The organism is Pseudomonas sp. (assembly GCF_017744435.1).
Classification (GTDB): Bacteria; Pseudomonadota; Gammaproteobacteria; order Pseudomonadales; family Pseudomonadaceae; genus Aquipseudomonas.
Window position 1 is genome coordinate 184,127 of the sequence record NZ_JAGIBG010000003.1, and the last position, 15,102, is coordinate 199,228.

Below are 15,102 nucleotides of genomic sequence, written 5' to 3' on the forward strand. Positions count from 1 at the left end.
CTGGATGAATGTGGCGCGCTCAAGGCGCGCCATCGTTGTTATCAGGGCCAGTAGACCGGGTAGCGCAGTGAGGGGCTTCATTCAGTGCGACATCGGGATATCCGATATCACCGACAATGGCTACGGTCGGCCCACTCGCCAAGGTGCGTATTCCATTTTGCTGGACCCCTTGGCCACCCCATGCATATCTGGCGAAAAACCCGGCATGCGGCTCAGGTCCAGTGCCATGCAGCGATTGTTGAGTCGAGCTTGCAATTGGCCATCAAGGCGAAAGTCATCCGGCCGTAGGGGATGTTGATAGAGCTGCACCAGGCAACCTTCGACCTTACCCTGGGCATTGGCCTGGTAGTACACCGCTGCATTACCGATGCTGGTCACCGGCTCATCGCGCAACAGGTGCTGCCAGAGGTACTCGCGCTGTGCGTTTGCCACCCAGCGCGCACTGCCAGGCGCCTGCGCGGCCGGTAGATTGACGATCAGCGGCGCGACGATCTCCACAGTATTGTTTTCGTCATACAGGGCGTCGGGCACGATGGGGTAGATGGTCACCCAGCATTGCGCCTCAACCAAGCTGGCCAGTGCCTTGAAGTCCGAGCGGGGTATGTCGGCAGGCAGCGACAGGTCGTGGCTGGGGGGCGCCCTGAGGGCTTTGCAAGCGATGGGGGCGGAGTGCCTGTCTAAGGTGACCCGCAGCCTGACAACCCCGACCTGCTTGCCGGTGTTGGCGGTGGCAATACTGTAACTGAGGGCTTGTTGCATGTCGTAAATGAAGGTTTTAGGGACCTCAGGCGGCGCTGGTTTGGTCTGGCATCCTGCCAAGGCGACCAAGGTGGCGGTGAGAAGTGGGGGGGCTAACAATTTGAACACGAAACGTCCTTGCAGATGCTTGAGCCAGTGCTTCATGGGCTGGCGTGAAGGAGGATGCACATTATCAACCATGGTGGACCAAGAACGTGGCTGGTGGGGCTGTGGGAAACTTCCCAAAGTCTGTGCCGGCGTGGAGGCCGGCACAGACTTTGGCGTCAGAAGCGCACGTCCAGCGCCACTTCGAACGTGCGCGGTGCTCCCATGTAGTACTGCAGCCCGTAAGCCTGCTTGGCATACACCTCGTCGGTCAGGTTGCGCACCCGCCCGGTGATCGTGGTGTGTTCATCCAGCCGATAGCGGGCAAAGGTGCCGAACAAGGTATAGGCCGGCGCCTTGAGGGTGTTGGCGTTGTCGGCGTACACCGAGCCGACATAGCGCGCATCCACCCCCGCCGACCAGGCCGAGGTGAAGCTGTAGGTCAGCCACAGGTTGGCGACATTGGCCGGCACATTGACCGGGGCATTGCCCTTGCGTGACACCGATACGCCGTTGACCGCTTCGTTGAACTCGTCGTACTGCGCATCGACATAGGCGTAGTTGCCCTCTGCCAGCAACTTGGGCGTGACCTGCAGCCGCCCGGACAGCTCGATGCCACGTGACGTCTGTTGCCCGGCCTGGACCGTCAGGTTGGGGTTGCTCGAATCGCGCACGGCAAAGTCCTTGCGCACGATCTGGTACAAGGCCACGGTCGCCGCGCCTCGCCCTTCGAGGAAGTCGAACTTGCTGCCCACTTCCCATTGCTCGCCCTTGGACAGGTCGAAGGTGCCGACGTTGGCGTAGGTGGCCGCCGCCAGCGAACCGGCTGGCAGGTCGGCGGCGGTGCTGTATTGGGCGTAAAGGCTGGCCGACGGAGTCAGTTCGTAGGTCAGGCCGACGCGCCCGGACAGCGGTTCCCAGCGCCGCTCGAAGAATGCCGGCGAGCTCGGCGTCACCGCGCCGTAGTTGGTCACCTCCATGTCCAGGTAGTCGTAACGCAGGGCCGTGAGCAAGGCCAGGCGTTCGGTCAGTTGCAGGCGGTTCTCGGCGAACATGGCGCGGTTGCTGGTGACATGCCGGCGTTGCTTGGTCAGCCCGGCGTTCACCCCGGGGATGTCGTAGAAACTGCCCGGGTCGAAGTGATCCGGGTCGACCACATCGGTCCAGCTCCCGGACGTCGGGTACACGGTCTGGCGCATGTGCGAGTAGTCCAGGCCCAGCGACCACTGGCTGGCCAGGCCGAACAGCTGGTTGTCGTGGCGCAGTTCGATGCGGTCGCCCAGCACGCTCTGTTCATGGCGCTGCAGGTAAGGGCTGCCACGTTGCACATTGCCGTCGCTGGTATAGCTGTAGCGCTCGACGTTGCGGTAATCGCGCTGGGCGCTGTAGTGGTACAGGGTGTTGTGCACGCTGGTGCTGTCGTTGACCTGGTAATCGAGCATCGAGCGCAGCCAGCGCACCCGCTGCTCGTAGCGGCCGTCGGCGACGTTGTAGTTCTCGAAGCGGCGGCTGTTGTCGATCTTCATGGTGCTGCGCCCCGGCAGGATCGGCGCACCCCAGTAGGGGCTGTCTTCGCGGTCCTCCTGGTATTCCAGCGCCAGGGTGTGGGTGAGGTCGGGCGTCAGGTCGCTGAGCAGGGAAAACGCCAGGCTGTCGGTCTTGCGCTGGTTGCGGTCGATGTAGCCATTGCTACCGGTGTGGCTGAAATCCAGGCGCATGAAATGGCGGGCATCGGCCGGGTTGCTGGCCAGTGCCTGGTTGATGCCGAAGGCCACTTCCGAGTCGTCGTAGCTGCCGTAGCGCACGCGACCATCGATGATCTGCTGGTCGCGGCTGGCGGTCTTGGTGATGTAGTTGATCGAGCCGCCCACGGCGCCTGCACCATGCAGGAAGGACGACGGCCCGCCGAGCAGCTCGACGCGGTCCAGCACCCAGGCATCCACCGGCCGGGTGGCGCTGCTGTAGCCGAGGTTGATGCCGTTGTAGAGCTGGGTCACCTGGTTCTGGGTGAAGCCGCGGTAGCTGACGAAACCGCCGTAGCCGGGGTTGGCCGACGCGTTCACGCCCGTCATGGCGTTGATCACATCCTGGCTGTCCTTGGCGCCGCGTTCTTCGATGATGCGCCGGTCCGATACGCTGACCGAGGCGGGGGTTTCCCGCGCGGTGAGGCCCAGCCGCGAGCCGGTGCTGATGGGCACGTCCAGTTGCACGCCGGAGGGCGCATCGCGCTCGCCATCGATGGTAGTGGCGTTGAGTTCGACGGCGGCATCGTCCGCCCAGGCAAAGGTGCAGGTGCCCATGAGGAGCACCAGGGAGGTATTGCGGAGCATGTTGTTATGTCTTCCACGCAAAGGTCATGGCTGACGGCGAGCGCGCAGGCAGGCGCGCCCGGCTGAAGTCAGGCGATATGAGTAATGGCTGCGGAGAAGACGGCAGGGGGAGCGCGGGGCGTGAGGGCAGGGCGTTGGTAACGGGGCGGCGGTTGCGCCCAGCTGCGCACCACAATGGGCGAGGTGGCAGTGGCCTGTGCAGGGCTGAACGACCAGCCGCTGCTGGCCAGCGGCACGGCCAGGCCGAACGAGCAGCACACCGGGCAGTCGAGCTGGGCCATGTGCTGGTCGCCACCGGCGCCGTCGAGGTCGATGGCCACGCCATGCTCGCTGTTGATCGAGCAGAAACCGCCTTCCAGGCCGGCCAGGCGCAGGCCGCCCATCTGGCCGTGATGCAGGCCACACAGCAACAGGCTGAACAGGACGCTGGCATAGAGCGTCCAGGCAGTCAGCGTGCGGGTGTGCCGGGTGATTTTCATGGCGGCGAATCTATCACCCGGACGAACGGCAGGGTAGTGCCTGGCTGTGGCGTGTTGTCGCAGCTCAGGCGGCGCGTTCGAGCACGTCCAGCAGCTCGACGAACTCCTGCGCCAGCTTGTGGCGTGGCGCCATGTGCACCAGAGGCACCGAAACCTGGTGCGATTCGCGCATCTTGATAGAGCTGCTCAGGTACACCGGCAGCACCGGCATGCCTTCGCTGCGCAGCTGCTCGACCAGGGTCTGGTGCAGCGCGGTGCGCCCGGCGAACTGGTTGACCACCACGCCCTCTACCTGCAGCGACGGGTTGTGGTCCTGGCGCAGCTCCTCGACTTCGGCCATGACACTGAGCAGCGCCTGACGCGAGAAGCTGTCGCAGTCGAACGGGATCAGCAGGCGCTCGGCGGCCACCAGGGCGCTGAAGGTATAGAAGTTCAGCGCTGGCGGGGTGTCGATGTAGATCCGCTCGTAGTCCTCGCCCAGCTCCACCAGCAGCTTGCGCAGCTTGTTGATCTTGTACTTGCTCTCCAGCTTGCTCTGCAGGTCGCTGAGGTCGGGGCTGGCCGTCACCAGGTGCAGGTTGTCGTAGCGGGTTTCGGTGATCGCCACGCGGTGCTTCTTGCCGGAGGCGGTGACCGGCGAGAGGGTCTGGCGGAAGAAGTCGGCGATGCCGGCGGGAATGGCGTCGTCGGTCAGCCCGGTGAGGTAGTAGGTGGCATTGGCCTGCGGGTCGAGGTCGACCAGTAACGTGCGATAGCCTTCAGCGGCGCTGGCCGCAGCGAGATTGCAGGCGATACTCGATTTGCCCACGCCACCTTTCTGATTGAAAACCACACGACGCATGAGACGTTCATCCATGAAGAGAGAAAATGTCAGGTTGGGGTCAATCCTATGACTGAAACACGACAGATTTATGACAAGTCTTGAAACAATAGTTAAGTTCATCTTTGTCGAACCGCAAGCGCTCTGTTGCGGTGTTTTCACCGGGTCAATCAGGCGCCTGGTTTCTCCAGTTCCTCCAGCTCCTGCTCGACCTGCTGCATGCGCTGTTTGGCCAACGCCTGGACCTTTGCATCCTGCGCTGTCTCGCGCATCAGGCCGGTGAGCTTGTCGCTCAGGCGCTTGCCTTCCTCGGTGTCCTCCAGCGCCTTGGCCTTGGCCGGGTCCTGGGTGGCGGCGACGATGGTGGCGAATTCGGCGTCGCTGAAGTTCTTCTCGCTGTAGAGCTTGAACAGATCCTGACGCTGGTCCTCGACGGTGAGGTGCTTGCGCAGGACACCGCTGATGGTGGCTGCATCCAGCTGTGGGTGGGTGCGGGTGAGCAGTGCAGCCATGCGCTCGATGTTGTGGTCGTAGGCCTCCTGCAGCGGCAGGTTGGCCAGGATCTGCTCTTCGCGGGTGGGCTTCTGGTCGCAGGCGGCGAGGGCGGCGGTGAACAGCAGTGGCAACAGCAACTTCTGGATGCGGGGCATGGGGTGGCCTTGGGCGCGTATTGCAGAGGGGGGATTATAGCGGTGTCGGGTTGCCAGCCATCAGTCCCTGAGGTAGAAAACCCTTCGTTCAGACCACGTTTCCACGCCCATGACCCACTGGATCATCCAACCGCCCAGTCACGAGCGCATCAGCGAAGTCGTGGCCTTCATCGACAGCGCCCGTCGCGGGCTGTTCCCGATGCTGGCCGGGTCGCCATTGCCCAAGGACCTGGCCCATTTTGCCGAGACTTACCTGGACGGCCAGGGCCACTTTCTGGAAGCCCGCGATCAAGACCGGCTGATCGCAGGCATCGGTTATCTGCCTTACGATCATCGCTTCTCCCAGCTCGACTATCACGGCAGGCGCGTGGTCGAGGTGGTGCGCCTGTTCGTGCTACCCGAGTACCGCCGTCATGGCCTGGCGGCGGCATTGTTCGCCGCCTTGCGCGAGCACGCCGGTGCCGCTGCGGTCGAATGCCTGTACCTGCATACTCACCCGTTTTTGCCCGGCGCGATCCGCTTCTGGGAGCGCCAGGGCTTTGCGCTGACCGATGTGGAAGACGACCCGCTGTGGCACACGACGCATATGGAGCACTGGCTCGCCAGGTAGGACCATTCCTACTTCCTGCGGCTGACCGTCACCACCTCGTTCATTTCAATTGCCGGGCGATTTGCTTACCGTCGTCTCCTTCACGATGAAAGAGGAAGGATGCCCATGGCACATCTCGCGCTGTACAAACTCGACCTGCTCGACGCGTTCGAGAACCGCAGGGACGACTGGACCTATGTCGAATTCGAAAAACTGCTGACCAAGGTCAGGCCGTCAGCCAACTACCAGGAGGTCAAGGGCATCATCATTGCGGCGCACAAGGATGGCAGCTGGCCGAAGACCGTGAAGCGCTACCTGCTGAGCAGTTATCGTGTGCACCAGAATGTCAGCTCCGAGTTCAACGAGGTCTTTGCAGCCGTCGTGGCGTCTCTGACCGAGCAGGAGAAGCAGGTCTGGGGATTGTCAGAAACTGCCTGACAACGGCCATTCCACCGCCAGGCGGATCTGGTCGCCATCCAGCTCTGCCTGCGCCGTGTTGCCTCGGTGCACATTGTGCCGCAGCGAGAACGTGGTGCCCTTGGCTTTGCCACTCTGCACCACATAGCGCGCCTCGAGGTCCCGCTCCCAGTGCTTGCCACCCTTGCCATAACCCAGGTACGCATAGCCGCCGTTGGGGTCGACGTGGGTGCCGTCGATATCGAAGCCGCGCACATACAGGGCGGTCAGGTTCAGCCCCGGAATGCCATAACCGCCCATGTCCAGGTCATAGCGCGCCTGCCATGATTTTTCGTTCGGTGCGTTGAAGTCGGACATCTGCACGGCGTTGGCAATGTAGATGGCCCCGCGGGTGACGTAGTCGAACGGCGTGTTGCCATCCACCTGCTGCCAGCCGAGGCTGACGCTGTGCGGGCCCTGGCTGTAGCGCGAGACCAGGCTCCAGGTGGTGTTGTCGATGCGCCCGGACAGCGCCTTGCCGGTGTCGGTGGTGCGGTACAGGTTGAGGTCCAGGCTCAGGCTGCGGCGGTCGTCCAGGGCGTGGGTGAGGGTGCTGCCGAGGTAGTGCTGGTTCCAGGTGTCTTCGTAGCGTGAGGTGTACAGGCTGCCGCTGAAGGCGGTGCCGGGGTTCCACACCAGGCCGGCGAGGTCGAAGCGGTTGCCCTGACGGCCGTCGGAGTAGTTCACCACGAAGCCCTGGTTGTGGCTGGACGCGTTGCGATCGGTGCTTTCGTTGAAGTGGCCGGCGACCAGCTTGAGCGTGTCGATTTCGCTGCTGGTCAGGAAGAAGCCGGTGGCCGTTTCGGGCAGCAGGCAGCTGTCCGAAGAGCTGAACACCGGCGTCTTCACCCGCTGCTCGCCCCAGGACAGCACGGTATTGGATACCCGCAGCTTCAGCGCCGCGCCGCCACGGCTGTATTCGTTCTTCGGGTGGCCGTCGTTGTCCACGCCCAGCAGGCGCGCCTTGCCCGCACGGCCGCCGCCGCTGTCGAGCTGCACGCCCTGATAGGCGTGGGCATCGACGCCGACGCCGATCAGGCCCTGGGTGAAACCGGACTGGAAGGTGCCCATCAGGCCGTAGGCCCATTCCTCGGCCAGGCCGTTGCGCTCGTTGCGTGGCTTGTAGGCGTTGCGTGCGCTGCTGTTACGCCCGCCGTGCTTGTAGTCACGCTGGTCGTAGACGGTGCGGTTGAGGATGTTCCAGCTGCTGTCTTCGATGAAACCGCTGCCTTGCGATTGAGCCGAGTCCGCGAGGGCGAACGGGGTCAGGCCTGCCAGTGGCAGGGATAAAAGCACAGCAGCGGGGCGCAGCAACATGCGGGAACTTCCTGTCATTCAAGGGGCACGAAAACGCAGGATGCGCGCGCCGTCGAAGGGGTCGGTGAGGTAGTGGGCGTGCACGCCGAAGGTGCTCAGCAGGCGTTCGGGGGTGAGCACCTCCAACGGTTTGCCGAGGGCCACCAGGTGGCCCTTGTCGAGCACCGCCACACGGTCGCAGGTCAGCGCCTGGTTGAGGTCGTGCAGGGCCACCAGGGTGGTCACCGGCAGTGCCTGGACCTGTTGCAACAGGCTTAGCTGGTGCTGGATGTCGAGGTGGTTGGTCGGCTCGTCGAGCAGCAGCACCTGCGGGCGTTGGGCCAGGGCGCGGGCAATATGTACGCGCTGGCGCTCGCCGCCGGACAACGAGCTCCAGATCCGTTCACGCAGGTGCGTGGCGTCGAGGTCGGCCAGGGCCTGTTCGACGATGGCACGATCCTCCCGGGAAAACGGTGCCAGCGCCGACAGCCAGGGCGTGCGCCCCAGGGCAACGGCATCGAACACATTGATTGCATCGAGGGTGTCGGCCTGCTGCTCGACCAGTGCCAGCGCCTGGGCGACACGCCGGCGCGGCAGGCGCGCCAGCGGGTCGCCGAGCAGTTGCACACTGCCGGTGCCCGGCGTGCGCAGCCCGGCCAGCAACTTGAGCAGGGACGATTTGCCCGAGCCATTGGGGCCGACGATGCCCAGGGTTTCACCGGCCACCACGTTGAGGTCGATGTTGCACAGCACGGTGTTGCCCGACAATTGCAGGCCAAGCCCCCGGCAGGCGAGTGGAGCGACGTGCACGGTATTCATGACGGTCATGGACGCCCCCGGCGGCTGACCAGGATCAGCGCGAACACCGGTGCGCCGATCAAGGCGGTGACCACGCCGACCGGAATCACCTGGCCGCTGATCAAGGTGCGCGACAGCACATCGGCGGCAATCAGGAACAGCGCGCCGCCCAGGGCGCTGGCCGGCAGCAGGCGGCCATGGCCGGGGCCGAGCAGCAGGCGCAGGGCGTGGGGGATGACCAGGCCGACGAAACCGATGGCGCCGACGATCGACACCATCACGGCTGTTACCAGTGCTGCGCAACTGATCAGCAGCCACTGCGTGCGGCGCACGGCGATGCCCAGCGAGGCCGCCGAGTCGGCGCCGAAGGTGAAGGCATCCAGCGCCCGGCGGTGCCACAGGCACACCACCAGCCCGAACAGCGCCACCGGTAACGCCATCCACACCGACGGCCAGCGCACGCCGCTGAGGTTGCCCAGCAGCCAGAACAGAATGCCGCGCGCCTGCTCGGCGGTGGCCGACTTGGTGATGAGGAAGGCGGTGAGGGCAGTGAACAGTTGCGAGCCGGCGATACCCGCGAGGATCACCTGGGTGTTGTGACTGCTCGGCCCGGCCGCTCGGGCCAGCACCAGCACCAGGGCAAAGGCCGCCAGGGCGCCGACGAAGGCACCGCCGGACATGCTCAGGGCGACGCTGCCTAGGCCCAGCAGGCCGACCAGCACCGCACCGGTCGAAGCGCCGGCGGACAGCCCGAGCAGGTAGGGCTCGGCCAGCGGGTTGCGCAGCAGCGCCTGGAGGATCACCCCACAGGTCGCCAGCCCTGCACCGCAGGCGGCGGCGATCAGGGCGCGGGTCAGGCGGTAGTTCCAGACGATGCCGGCGTCGATCGGGTCGACCGGGTAGCCGGCCTGCCACAGGTGGTTGGCCAGCACCTGGTAGACCAACTGTGGCGACAGGCTGGTTTCGCCGATGGCGGTACCGGCCAGCACGGCCGCGAGCAGGGCCAGCATGGCCAGGGCGGTGAAGGGCAGGGCTTTCATCACTGCGCCGCTTTACCGCTGGCGAAGGCTGCAGACAAGGTCTGCAGGCCACGGAACAGGCGGATGCCGGCCTGCATGGCGTCGGCGTCGAGGATGATGATGCGGTTGTTCTTTACCGCGTCCATGTTCTTCGTCACCGGGTCGCTATGGAGGAATTCGAGCTTCTTCTGGTAGTCATCGGCGGGGAAGCGGCGGCGGTCCATGCGCGCGATGATCAGCCAGGTCGGGTTGGCCTTGGCCAGGGTCTCCCAGCCCACGGTCGGCCATTCTTCGGTGGATTCGACCACGTTGCGCACGCCCAGGGTGCGCAGCATGAAGTCGGCCACGCCCTGGCGACCGGCGACGTAGGGGTCGATGCCGAGGTCGGCGCTGGAGAACCAGAACAGTGCCGAGGTATTGCTCAGGTCCTTGCCGCTCAGTTGCTGTTGCGCACTGTCCAGGCGTGCCTTGAGGTTGGCATTGAGTGCGACGCCACGATCCTGCACGTCGAAGATCTCGGCCAGCTGGCTGACGCTCTTGTAGATGCTCTCGACTTTAAACGCCTGCAGGCGGGTGCCGTCGGCACCGACCAGGTTGTTCTTGCCTTCGCAGTCCGAGGGCAGCAGGTAGGTTGGAATGTTCAGCTCGCTGAACTGTTCACGGGTAGCGACCGCGCCTTGGGCGCCGACCATCCACTCGAACTGCACCGCCACCAGTTGCGGGCGCTTGGCGACCACGGCTTCGAAGCTGGGCTCGTTGTCGGCCAGGCGGGGCACCTTGTCGTTCAGTGCCTGGTATTCGGGCAATACGTTGTTGAACCACAACGAGGTGCCGGCCAGCTTCTCACCCAGGCCCAGGGCATAGAGCATCTCGGTACCGGCCTGGCCGATGGTGACCGCGCGCTCGGGCACCTGGGCGAAGGTCTGCGGCGCGCCGCAGTTGTCGACGGTCAGCGGGTAGTGGGTGGCAGCGGCCTGGGCCAGGCCGGTGAGGCTCAGGCCGGCGAGCAAGGTGGCGATACGGGGCAGCATGCTGGGCGATCTCCTGTCGGACAGTTCTGGTGAGGAACGCACGGACAGGCATCGCCAAGCCCCTGCACGCGCAGGGGCAACACGGATGGCCATCCCGGACACCCCGCCGGTTGGTGAATGTTGGCCGGCAGGTCTCCTGACTGGTGCGTCCTCGCCCGGCTCCGGCCTTCCCGGATGATGATCCAGTGGCATCGATGGAGCAGGCTCGGCACCTACAGTTGCGGGGGCAGTTCCGATTGGCACGCCTTGCTGGGCGGGCCTGGGATTCCCTATTAATTCCGTGGTGGAAACCGGCGGCCGGCATGGTAGACCATCCGGCCGCTGGGTGAAACGCAAAATCAGAAGTACTTCAGCCAGCGGATGTCGCGCCGGCGCGCCTTGAGCCGGGCAAACCCGCGCACCGGCAGGTACAGCGCCGCCGCCAGCAGCAGCGCGGCAAGCCACACCGCGCCGATGCCGTCGAAGCCGAAGTAGTCGCCATGGTTGAGGCCGAATAGCGCCACGCAGGCCAGGTACAGCAGCTTGAGCACGTACAGGTGCAGCAGGTAGAAGAACATCGGCGCCGCGCCGAACACCGCCAAGGTGCTGATCCAGCGGGCCAGCCCGGCGCGCTCGAAGGCGCGCAGCATCAGCAGGCCGCAACCCAGGGTCAGGGCCAGGAACAGCAGTGAAGGTGGGTACTTGGTGATGTTGAAGAAGCTCATCAGGGTCTGGGTGACGGTCGGGTAGCCGCTCCACGGCGCCTCGCCGTAGCCGTTGTAGATGCGCAGCACCATGAAGCCGAGCAGGGCGATGACGCCGGCCATCAGCAGGCGGTGCTGGCGCTCACCGGCGTCGCTGCCACGGGCGAACCACGGGCCGAGGCCGTAGCCCAGGGCGATCACGCCGACCCACGGCAGCACCGGGTAGGAAGTGCGCAGGCGCAGGTTCTCCGAGACCTCCAGCCAGCCACGGTCGTGCAGGATCGCCCACGGCACATGCAGGGCCGATTCCACGCCGAAGTGCAGGCCATCGAGCAGGTTGTGCCCGGCGATGATCAGCGCGCCCAGGGCGAGCAAGGCAGGACGCGGCAGCCACACCAGCAGCGACAGCGCGATCATGCTCACGCCGATGGCCCAGATCACCTGCATGTAGACCACGCTCGGTGGCAGCTGGAAGGTCCAGGCGAAATTGACCAGGGTGAACTCCAGCACCACCAGGAACAGCCCGCGCTTGAACAGGAACGCCGACACATCGCTGCGGCCCTGGTACTTCTCGCCATACAGCCAGGCTGACAGACCGGTGAGCAGGACGAACACCGGGGCGCACAGGTGGGCCAGGGTGCGGCTGGCGAACAGCGACGGGTCGGTGGCATCGATGGTCATCGGGTCGCTGACCTGGCGGTGCAGGAAGAAGGTTTCGCGTACGTGGTCGAGCAGCATGAACAGAATCACCAGGCCGCGCAGGGCGTCGATGCTCTGCAGGCGCTGGGTGAGCTGGGTGGGGAGGGCTGAGGCGCTGGTCATGGAAGGCGGTCGCAGGCAGGAATGATTGTCAAATGAAACGTTATCTTATAACTATTCCTTTTACACTTGATAGCAGTTTTTGTGTTGCCTGACCCGGCCTCTTCGCGGGCAAGCCCGCTCCCACAGGTTCACTACCCTTTTCAAGTGAGTGGAAATCCTGTGGGAGCGGGCTTGCCCGCGAAGAGGCCCTCAAGTCAGAAGGTGTAATCCACGGTAGCGAAGTACGACCTTGGCGCGCCCATCACCCACTGCTCGCCACTGAACACTGACGCCACATATTCCCGGTCGAACAGGTTGTTCACCTGCAACCCCAGGCGCACATCGGGCAGCACCTGCCAGCCGATGTTGGCATCGACCACGGTGTACCCCGGCGCACTCTGGCTATTGGCCGTGTCGGCATAACGTTCATCCACATACCGTGCGCCAATCCCGGCTTCCACCTGCTGGCCGAAGCCCTTCGTCAACCACAGGTTGGCCGTGCGCCGTGGCACATTCGCCGGGCGGTTGCCGGCACGGTCCAGGGCCACGCCATCGACCACCTCGTCGAAATCATCGTACTTCGCCCGCACCAGAGCGGCATTGGCCGACACCTGCCACTGCTGCCCCAGGGCCAGTTCCAGCGACGCCTCCAGGCCGTCGGAGGTCTGCTGCCCGGCCTGCTGGGCCTCGTGGGTGATCGGGTCATCCACCAGCAGCTTCTTCTTGACGATATGGAACGCCGCCAGCGTCCACTCGCCACGGCCCTCCCAGAAGCGCTGCTTGAGGCCCAGCTCGGTCTGCTTCGCCTCGGTCAGGTCGTAGTGCATCTGCGACGGGCTGAGGCTGACCAGGTTGTCCACGCCGTCCTCGCTGGTGGAGTACTGGCCATACAGCGACAGGTCGTCGGTGACGGCGAACACCAGCCCGGCGCGCCAGTTGCCGCCCTGCAGGCTGCGGTCGCTGCGGCTGCCATCGACCAGGTTGTCGCGGTCGATGTGGTTCTGGTCGCGGCGCACGCCGGTGACCAGCGACAGGCGCTCGCTGAGCTGCAGGCGGTTCTCGGCGAACAGGGCGAAGGTGTGGGTGGTGGACAGCGTCTGTGGGCGGGTTGGCGAGTCGCTGTGGAACCAGCCCGGGGTCGGCTGCCATGGGTCGATGTAGTCGCCGCCCACGTCGTTGTACGGCCGGTTGCTATCGACGTTGAAACGCACCTTGTTGTATTCGACGCCGACCAGCGTCTTGCTGGCCAGGCCGAACAGGCTGTGGTCGAAGGTGAAGGTCTGGCGGTCGCCGATCTGCTCCTGGTTGTGCTTGATCTCCAGGTAGCTCTGGCGCTCCAGCAGCGCGCGATCGGCGTCCCAGCTGTAGTTCTCGGCATTGCGCCAGTGGCGGCGGCTCTTGATGTAGTAGAGCTGGTTGCTGGCACTGAGCTGATCGTTGATCGTCCAGTCGGTGGTGAAGCGGGTCCACTCGTCGTGGTAGCGCTGCTCATCGTTCTGGACGTTGTAGTTCTTCTTGCGCAGGCTGCTGCGGTAATGGCCGTCGATCAGCGGCGTGCCGTAGTAGTTGGCGGGCTGGGCGTCGCCGCGTTCGTGGGCGAGGGTGAAGCTCAGGTCGTCGCTGGCATCGAAACGCAGCGCGGCACTGAGCGCCAGGCTGCGCGAGTCGGTGCGGTCGACCCAGCCGTTGCCGGCCTGCTGGTTCAGGGTCAGGCGATAGCTCAGGCGCTCGCTGAGGCTGCCGCCGCTGTCCAGGCCCAGTTGCTGGCGGTCCCAGGAACCGTAGCCCAGGCGCAGGCGGTTGTGGATGTCGCCAGCGAAGGGTTTTTTCGGGATCACGTTGATCACCGCGCCGGTCGCGCCTTCGCCATACAGCACCGAAGCCGGGCCGCGGATGACGTCGATCTGCTCGACCATCCACGGGTCGACCGGGAAGGTCTGGGTGCCGGCCCCGGTGTACAGGCGCGCGCCGTCGAACAGGGTCATCACCGAGCCATGGCCGGTGAAACCGCGCGCCGAAAGGCCAGTGCCGCCATCGCCCGGGTTGCCGATGAAAGTGATGCCGGGCGAGCGGGTCACGGCGTCCTGCACGGTGAGGTTGTTGCGCTGCTCGATCTGTTCGGCCGTGATGCTGCTGGTGCTGGCCGGGGTTTCCAGGGCAGTGAGGTTGAGCCGTGAACCGGCCTCGGTGGGCGTGGCCAGGTCGACGTGTTGCGGGTCACGGCTATCGGTGATGGCCGTGGAAGGGAGGTTCAGCACAGGTTCGTCGGCCAGGGCTGGCAGCGTGACGGCCAGGCAGGCCGCCAGGGGGTGAAGCTTGATGAATCGGGACATGTCGTTCCACTACTGCAGGAATGAATGGATCCCGGTGGAAAACACGCAAAGGCACACCACGCATGCAGGGGCGCACGCGGATACCGGCCTGCGCCCGCCCACCGCGGGTTGCCAAGTGAGGCTTCAGGCCGGTCTCCGGGCTTGCGAGGGGCGTGAGGCCTTCACCTTCCCATGCTGGCGCACAGTGGTGTGTCGAAGGCATCGCTCGCTTACCGTTGCGGGGGCAGCGCCGGACTTGTCGTGAACCACGACGCACCGGCTTCCCGTTTCACCCTGCGCACGGCGGCGCAGGACACCTGAAACTGGCGCGCATCTGACCATCGAATGGCCAGCACGTCAAATGCGCGTGTCAGCGCCCGCGGCGGCGCGACACCCGTGCTTCGATGTTCTTGCGCCCGATCAGCAGGGGAGGCTTCTCCACCACCGGCTCATCGGCCAGCCACTTGTACATCACCAGGCAGTCGACCAACCCCAGGCGGGCATGGCGATAGGCTTTGGGCAGGCGGCCGACGGTCTCGAAGCCCAGCTTGGTCCACAACGCCACTGCCACTTCGTTGCTCGCCACCACCGAATTGAACTGCAACGCCAAAAAGCCTTCCTGGCGCGCCAGCTTCTGCGAGTGCTCGCACATCAGCCGGGCCACGCCACGGCCACGGGCGGCGTCGCAGACCATGTAGCCGCAGTTGCCGACATGGGCGCCAGGGCCGGCGGCGTTGGCCTTGAGGTAGTAGGAGCCGAGCAGCTCGCCATCGGCTTCGGCCACCAGGGTATGCAGTGGCAGTTGCAGCCACAGCTGGCGTGCCTGCTCGACGTCCAGTTCGGGGTCGAAGGCGTAGGTTTCGCGGGCCTGGACGATGGCCTGGAAGGTCGGCCAGAAACGCTCGAAGTCATCGGGCGTCATGGGGCGGATGTGGATCATGGCGGTTCCTGCAGTGGCTAGGCCGCCAAGTCTGGGTGGCGCGGCGCCGTCGCGC

General features: G+C 65.0%; 14 protein-coding genes and 2 riboswitches. Of the genes, 2 read left to right on the forward strand and 12 right to left on the reverse strand.

Annotated features, from left to right (window positions below):
- Nucleotides 1-120: 120 nt before the first annotated feature.
- The 5 genes from J7573_RS03960 to J7573_RS03980 all read right to left on the reverse strand — a co-directional run bounded on the left by J7573_RS03960 (nucleotide 121) and on the right by J7573_RS03980 (nucleotide 5,122).
- Entirely contained in the window at nucleotides 121-903 is a 783-nt protein-coding gene (locus J7573_RS03960) for a hypothetical protein (protein ID WP_294325872.1), read from the reverse strand.
- A 119-nt stretch (nucleotides 904-1,022) separates the two neighbouring features.
- Nucleotides 1,023-3,173, reverse strand: coding sequence for a TonB-dependent receptor (locus J7573_RS03965; protein ID WP_294325874.1), 2,151 nt, complete (start codon nucleotides 3,171-3,173; stop codon nucleotides 1,023-1,025).
- Nucleotides 3,174-3,241: 68 nt separating this feature from the next.
- A complete protein-coding gene (locus J7573_RS03970) occupies nucleotides 3,242-3,652 on the reverse strand; it encodes a DUF2946 domain-containing protein (RefSeq protein ID WP_294325876.1) in 411 nt (136 codons plus the stop codon).
- Between the two features lie 64 nt (nucleotides 3,653-3,716).
- Complete coding sequence (locus J7573_RS03975) at nucleotides 3,717-4,493, reverse strand: ParA family protein (protein ID WP_294325878.1); 777 nt, start codon at nucleotides 4,491-4,493, stop codon at nucleotides 3,717-3,719.
- Nucleotides 4,494-4,642: 149 nt separating this feature from the next.
- A complete protein-coding gene (locus J7573_RS03980) occupies nucleotides 4,643-5,122 on the reverse strand; it encodes a hypothetical protein (RefSeq protein ID WP_294325879.1) in 480 nt (159 codons plus the stop codon).
- A gap of 109 nt (nucleotides 5,123-5,231) precedes the next feature.
- Here J7573_RS03980 and J7573_RS03985 point away from each other — a divergent pair, with 109 nt between their 5' ends.
- Together J7573_RS03985 and J7573_RS03990 are read left to right on the forward strand one after the other, a co-directional pair.
- Nucleotides 5,232-5,732, forward strand: a complete 501-nt coding sequence (locus tag J7573_RS03985) for a GNAT family N-acetyltransferase (RefSeq protein ID WP_294325881.1) — start codon at nucleotides 5,232-5,234, stop codon at nucleotides 5,730-5,732.
- 105 nt (nucleotides 5,733-5,837) lie between these two features.
- Nucleotides 5,838-6,149: a hypothetical protein gene (locus J7573_RS03990; protein ID WP_294325883.1), complete on the forward strand. Its 312-nt coding sequence runs from the start codon at nucleotides 5,838-5,840 to the stop codon at nucleotides 6,147-6,149.
- On the opposite strand, the gene J7573_RS03995 is transcribed toward J7573_RS03990, so the two are convergent.
- The 7 genes from J7573_RS03995 to J7573_RS04025 form a co-directional block, all read right to left on the reverse strand.
- A complete protein-coding gene (locus J7573_RS03995; RefSeq protein WP_294325885.1) occupies nucleotides 6,135-7,484 on the reverse strand; it encodes an OprD family porin in 1,350 nt (449 codons plus the stop codon). The genes J7573_RS03990 and J7573_RS03995 overlap by 15 nt on opposite strands.
- Before the next feature lie 18 nt (nucleotides 7,485-7,502).
- A complete protein-coding gene (locus tag J7573_RS04000) occupies nucleotides 7,503-8,291 on the reverse strand; it encodes an ABC transporter ATP-binding protein (RefSeq protein ID WP_294325887.1) in 789 nt (262 codons plus the stop codon).
- Complete coding sequence (locus tag J7573_RS04005) at nucleotides 8,288-9,304, reverse strand: iron ABC transporter permease (RefSeq protein WP_294325889.1); 1,017 nt, start codon at nucleotides 9,302-9,304, stop codon at nucleotides 8,288-8,290. Before J7573_RS04005 ends, J7573_RS04000 begins: the two co-directional genes overlap by 4 nt.
- Nucleotides 9,301-10,311 carry an ABC transporter substrate-binding protein gene (locus J7573_RS04010; protein ID WP_294325891.1) on the reverse strand — a complete coding sequence of 337 codons (1,011 nt, stop codon included), beginning with the start codon at nucleotides 10,309-10,311 and terminating at the stop codon, nucleotides 9,301-9,303. The genes J7573_RS04005 and J7573_RS04010 overlap by 4 nt, the downstream gene beginning before the upstream one ends.
- A 108-nt stretch (nucleotides 10,312-10,419) precedes the next feature.
- Nucleotides 10,420-10,621, reverse strand: a riboswitch (cobalamin riboswitch).
- A gap of 28 nt (nucleotides 10,622-10,649) precedes the next feature.
- Nucleotides 10,650-11,816, reverse strand: a complete 1,167-nt coding sequence (locus tag J7573_RS04015) for a DUF1624 domain-containing protein (RefSeq protein ID WP_294325892.1) — start codon at nucleotides 11,814-11,816, stop codon at nucleotides 10,650-10,652.
- A gap of 194 nt (nucleotides 11,817-12,010) precedes the next feature.
- Nucleotides 12,011-14,128: a TonB-dependent receptor gene (locus J7573_RS04020; protein WP_294325894.1), complete on the reverse strand. Its 2,118-nt coding sequence runs from the start codon at nucleotides 14,126-14,128 to the stop codon at nucleotides 12,011-12,013.
- A gap of 108 nt (nucleotides 14,129-14,236) precedes the next feature.
- Nucleotides 14,237-14,443, reverse strand: a riboswitch (cobalamin riboswitch).
- A 34-nt stretch (nucleotides 14,444-14,477) separates the two neighbouring features.
- A complete protein-coding gene (locus J7573_RS04025; protein WP_294325896.1) occupies nucleotides 14,478-15,047 on the reverse strand; it encodes an N-acetyltransferase in 570 nt (189 codons plus the stop codon).
- Nucleotides 15,048-15,102: the final 55 nt, after the last annotated feature.

Excerpts from the sequence above, each read along its gene's own strand:
- J7573_RS04010 (WP_294325891.1), bottom strand. The coding sequence starts at position 10,311 with ATGCTGCCCCGTATCGCCACCTTGCTCGCCGGCCTGAGCCTCACCGGC.
- J7573_RS03960 (WP_294325872.1), bottom strand. The coding sequence starts at position 903 with ATGAAGCACTGGCTCAAGCATCTGCAAGGACGTTTCGTGTTCAAATTG.
- J7573_RS03965 (WP_294325874.1), bottom strand. The coding sequence starts at position 3,173 with ATGCTCCGCAATACCTCCCTGGTGCTCCTCATGGGCACCTGCACCTTT.
- J7573_RS03985 (WP_294325881.1), top strand. The coding sequence starts at position 5,232 with ATGACCCACTGGATCATCCAACCGCCCAGTCACGAGCGCATCAGCGAA.
- J7573_RS03995 (WP_294325885.1), bottom strand. The coding sequence starts at position 7,484 with ATGTTGCTGCGCCCCGCTGCTGTGCTTTTATCCCTGCCACTGGCAGGC.
- J7573_RS03970 (WP_294325876.1), bottom strand. The coding sequence starts at position 3,652 with ATGAAAATCACCCGGCACACCCGCACGCTGACTGCCTGGACGCTCTAT.
- J7573_RS04025 (WP_294325896.1), bottom strand. The coding sequence starts at position 15,047 with ATGATCCACATCCGCCCCATGACGCCCGATGACTTCGAGCGTTTCTGG.
- J7573_RS04000 (WP_294325887.1), bottom strand. The coding sequence starts at position 8,291 with ATGACCGTCATGAATACCGTGCACGTCGCTCCACTCGCCTGCCGGGGG.
- J7573_RS03980 (WP_294325879.1), bottom strand. The coding sequence starts at position 5,122 with ATGCCCCGCATCCAGAAGTTGCTGTTGCCACTGCTGTTCACCGCCGCC.
- J7573_RS04020 (WP_294325894.1), bottom strand. The coding sequence starts at position 14,128 with ATGTCCCGATTCATCAAGCTTCACCCCCTGGCGGCCTGCCTGGCCGTC.
- J7573_RS04015 (WP_294325892.1), bottom strand. The coding sequence starts at position 11,816 with ATGACCAGCGCCTCAGCCCTCCCCACCCAGCTCACCCAGCGCCTGCAG.
- J7573_RS03975 (WP_294325878.1), bottom strand. The coding sequence starts at position 4,493 with ATGCGTCGTGTGGTTTTCAATCAGAAAGGTGGCGTGGGCAAATCGAGT.
- J7573_RS03990 (WP_294325883.1), top strand. The coding sequence starts at position 5,838 with ATGGCACATCTCGCGCTGTACAAACTCGACCTGCTCGACGCGTTCGAG.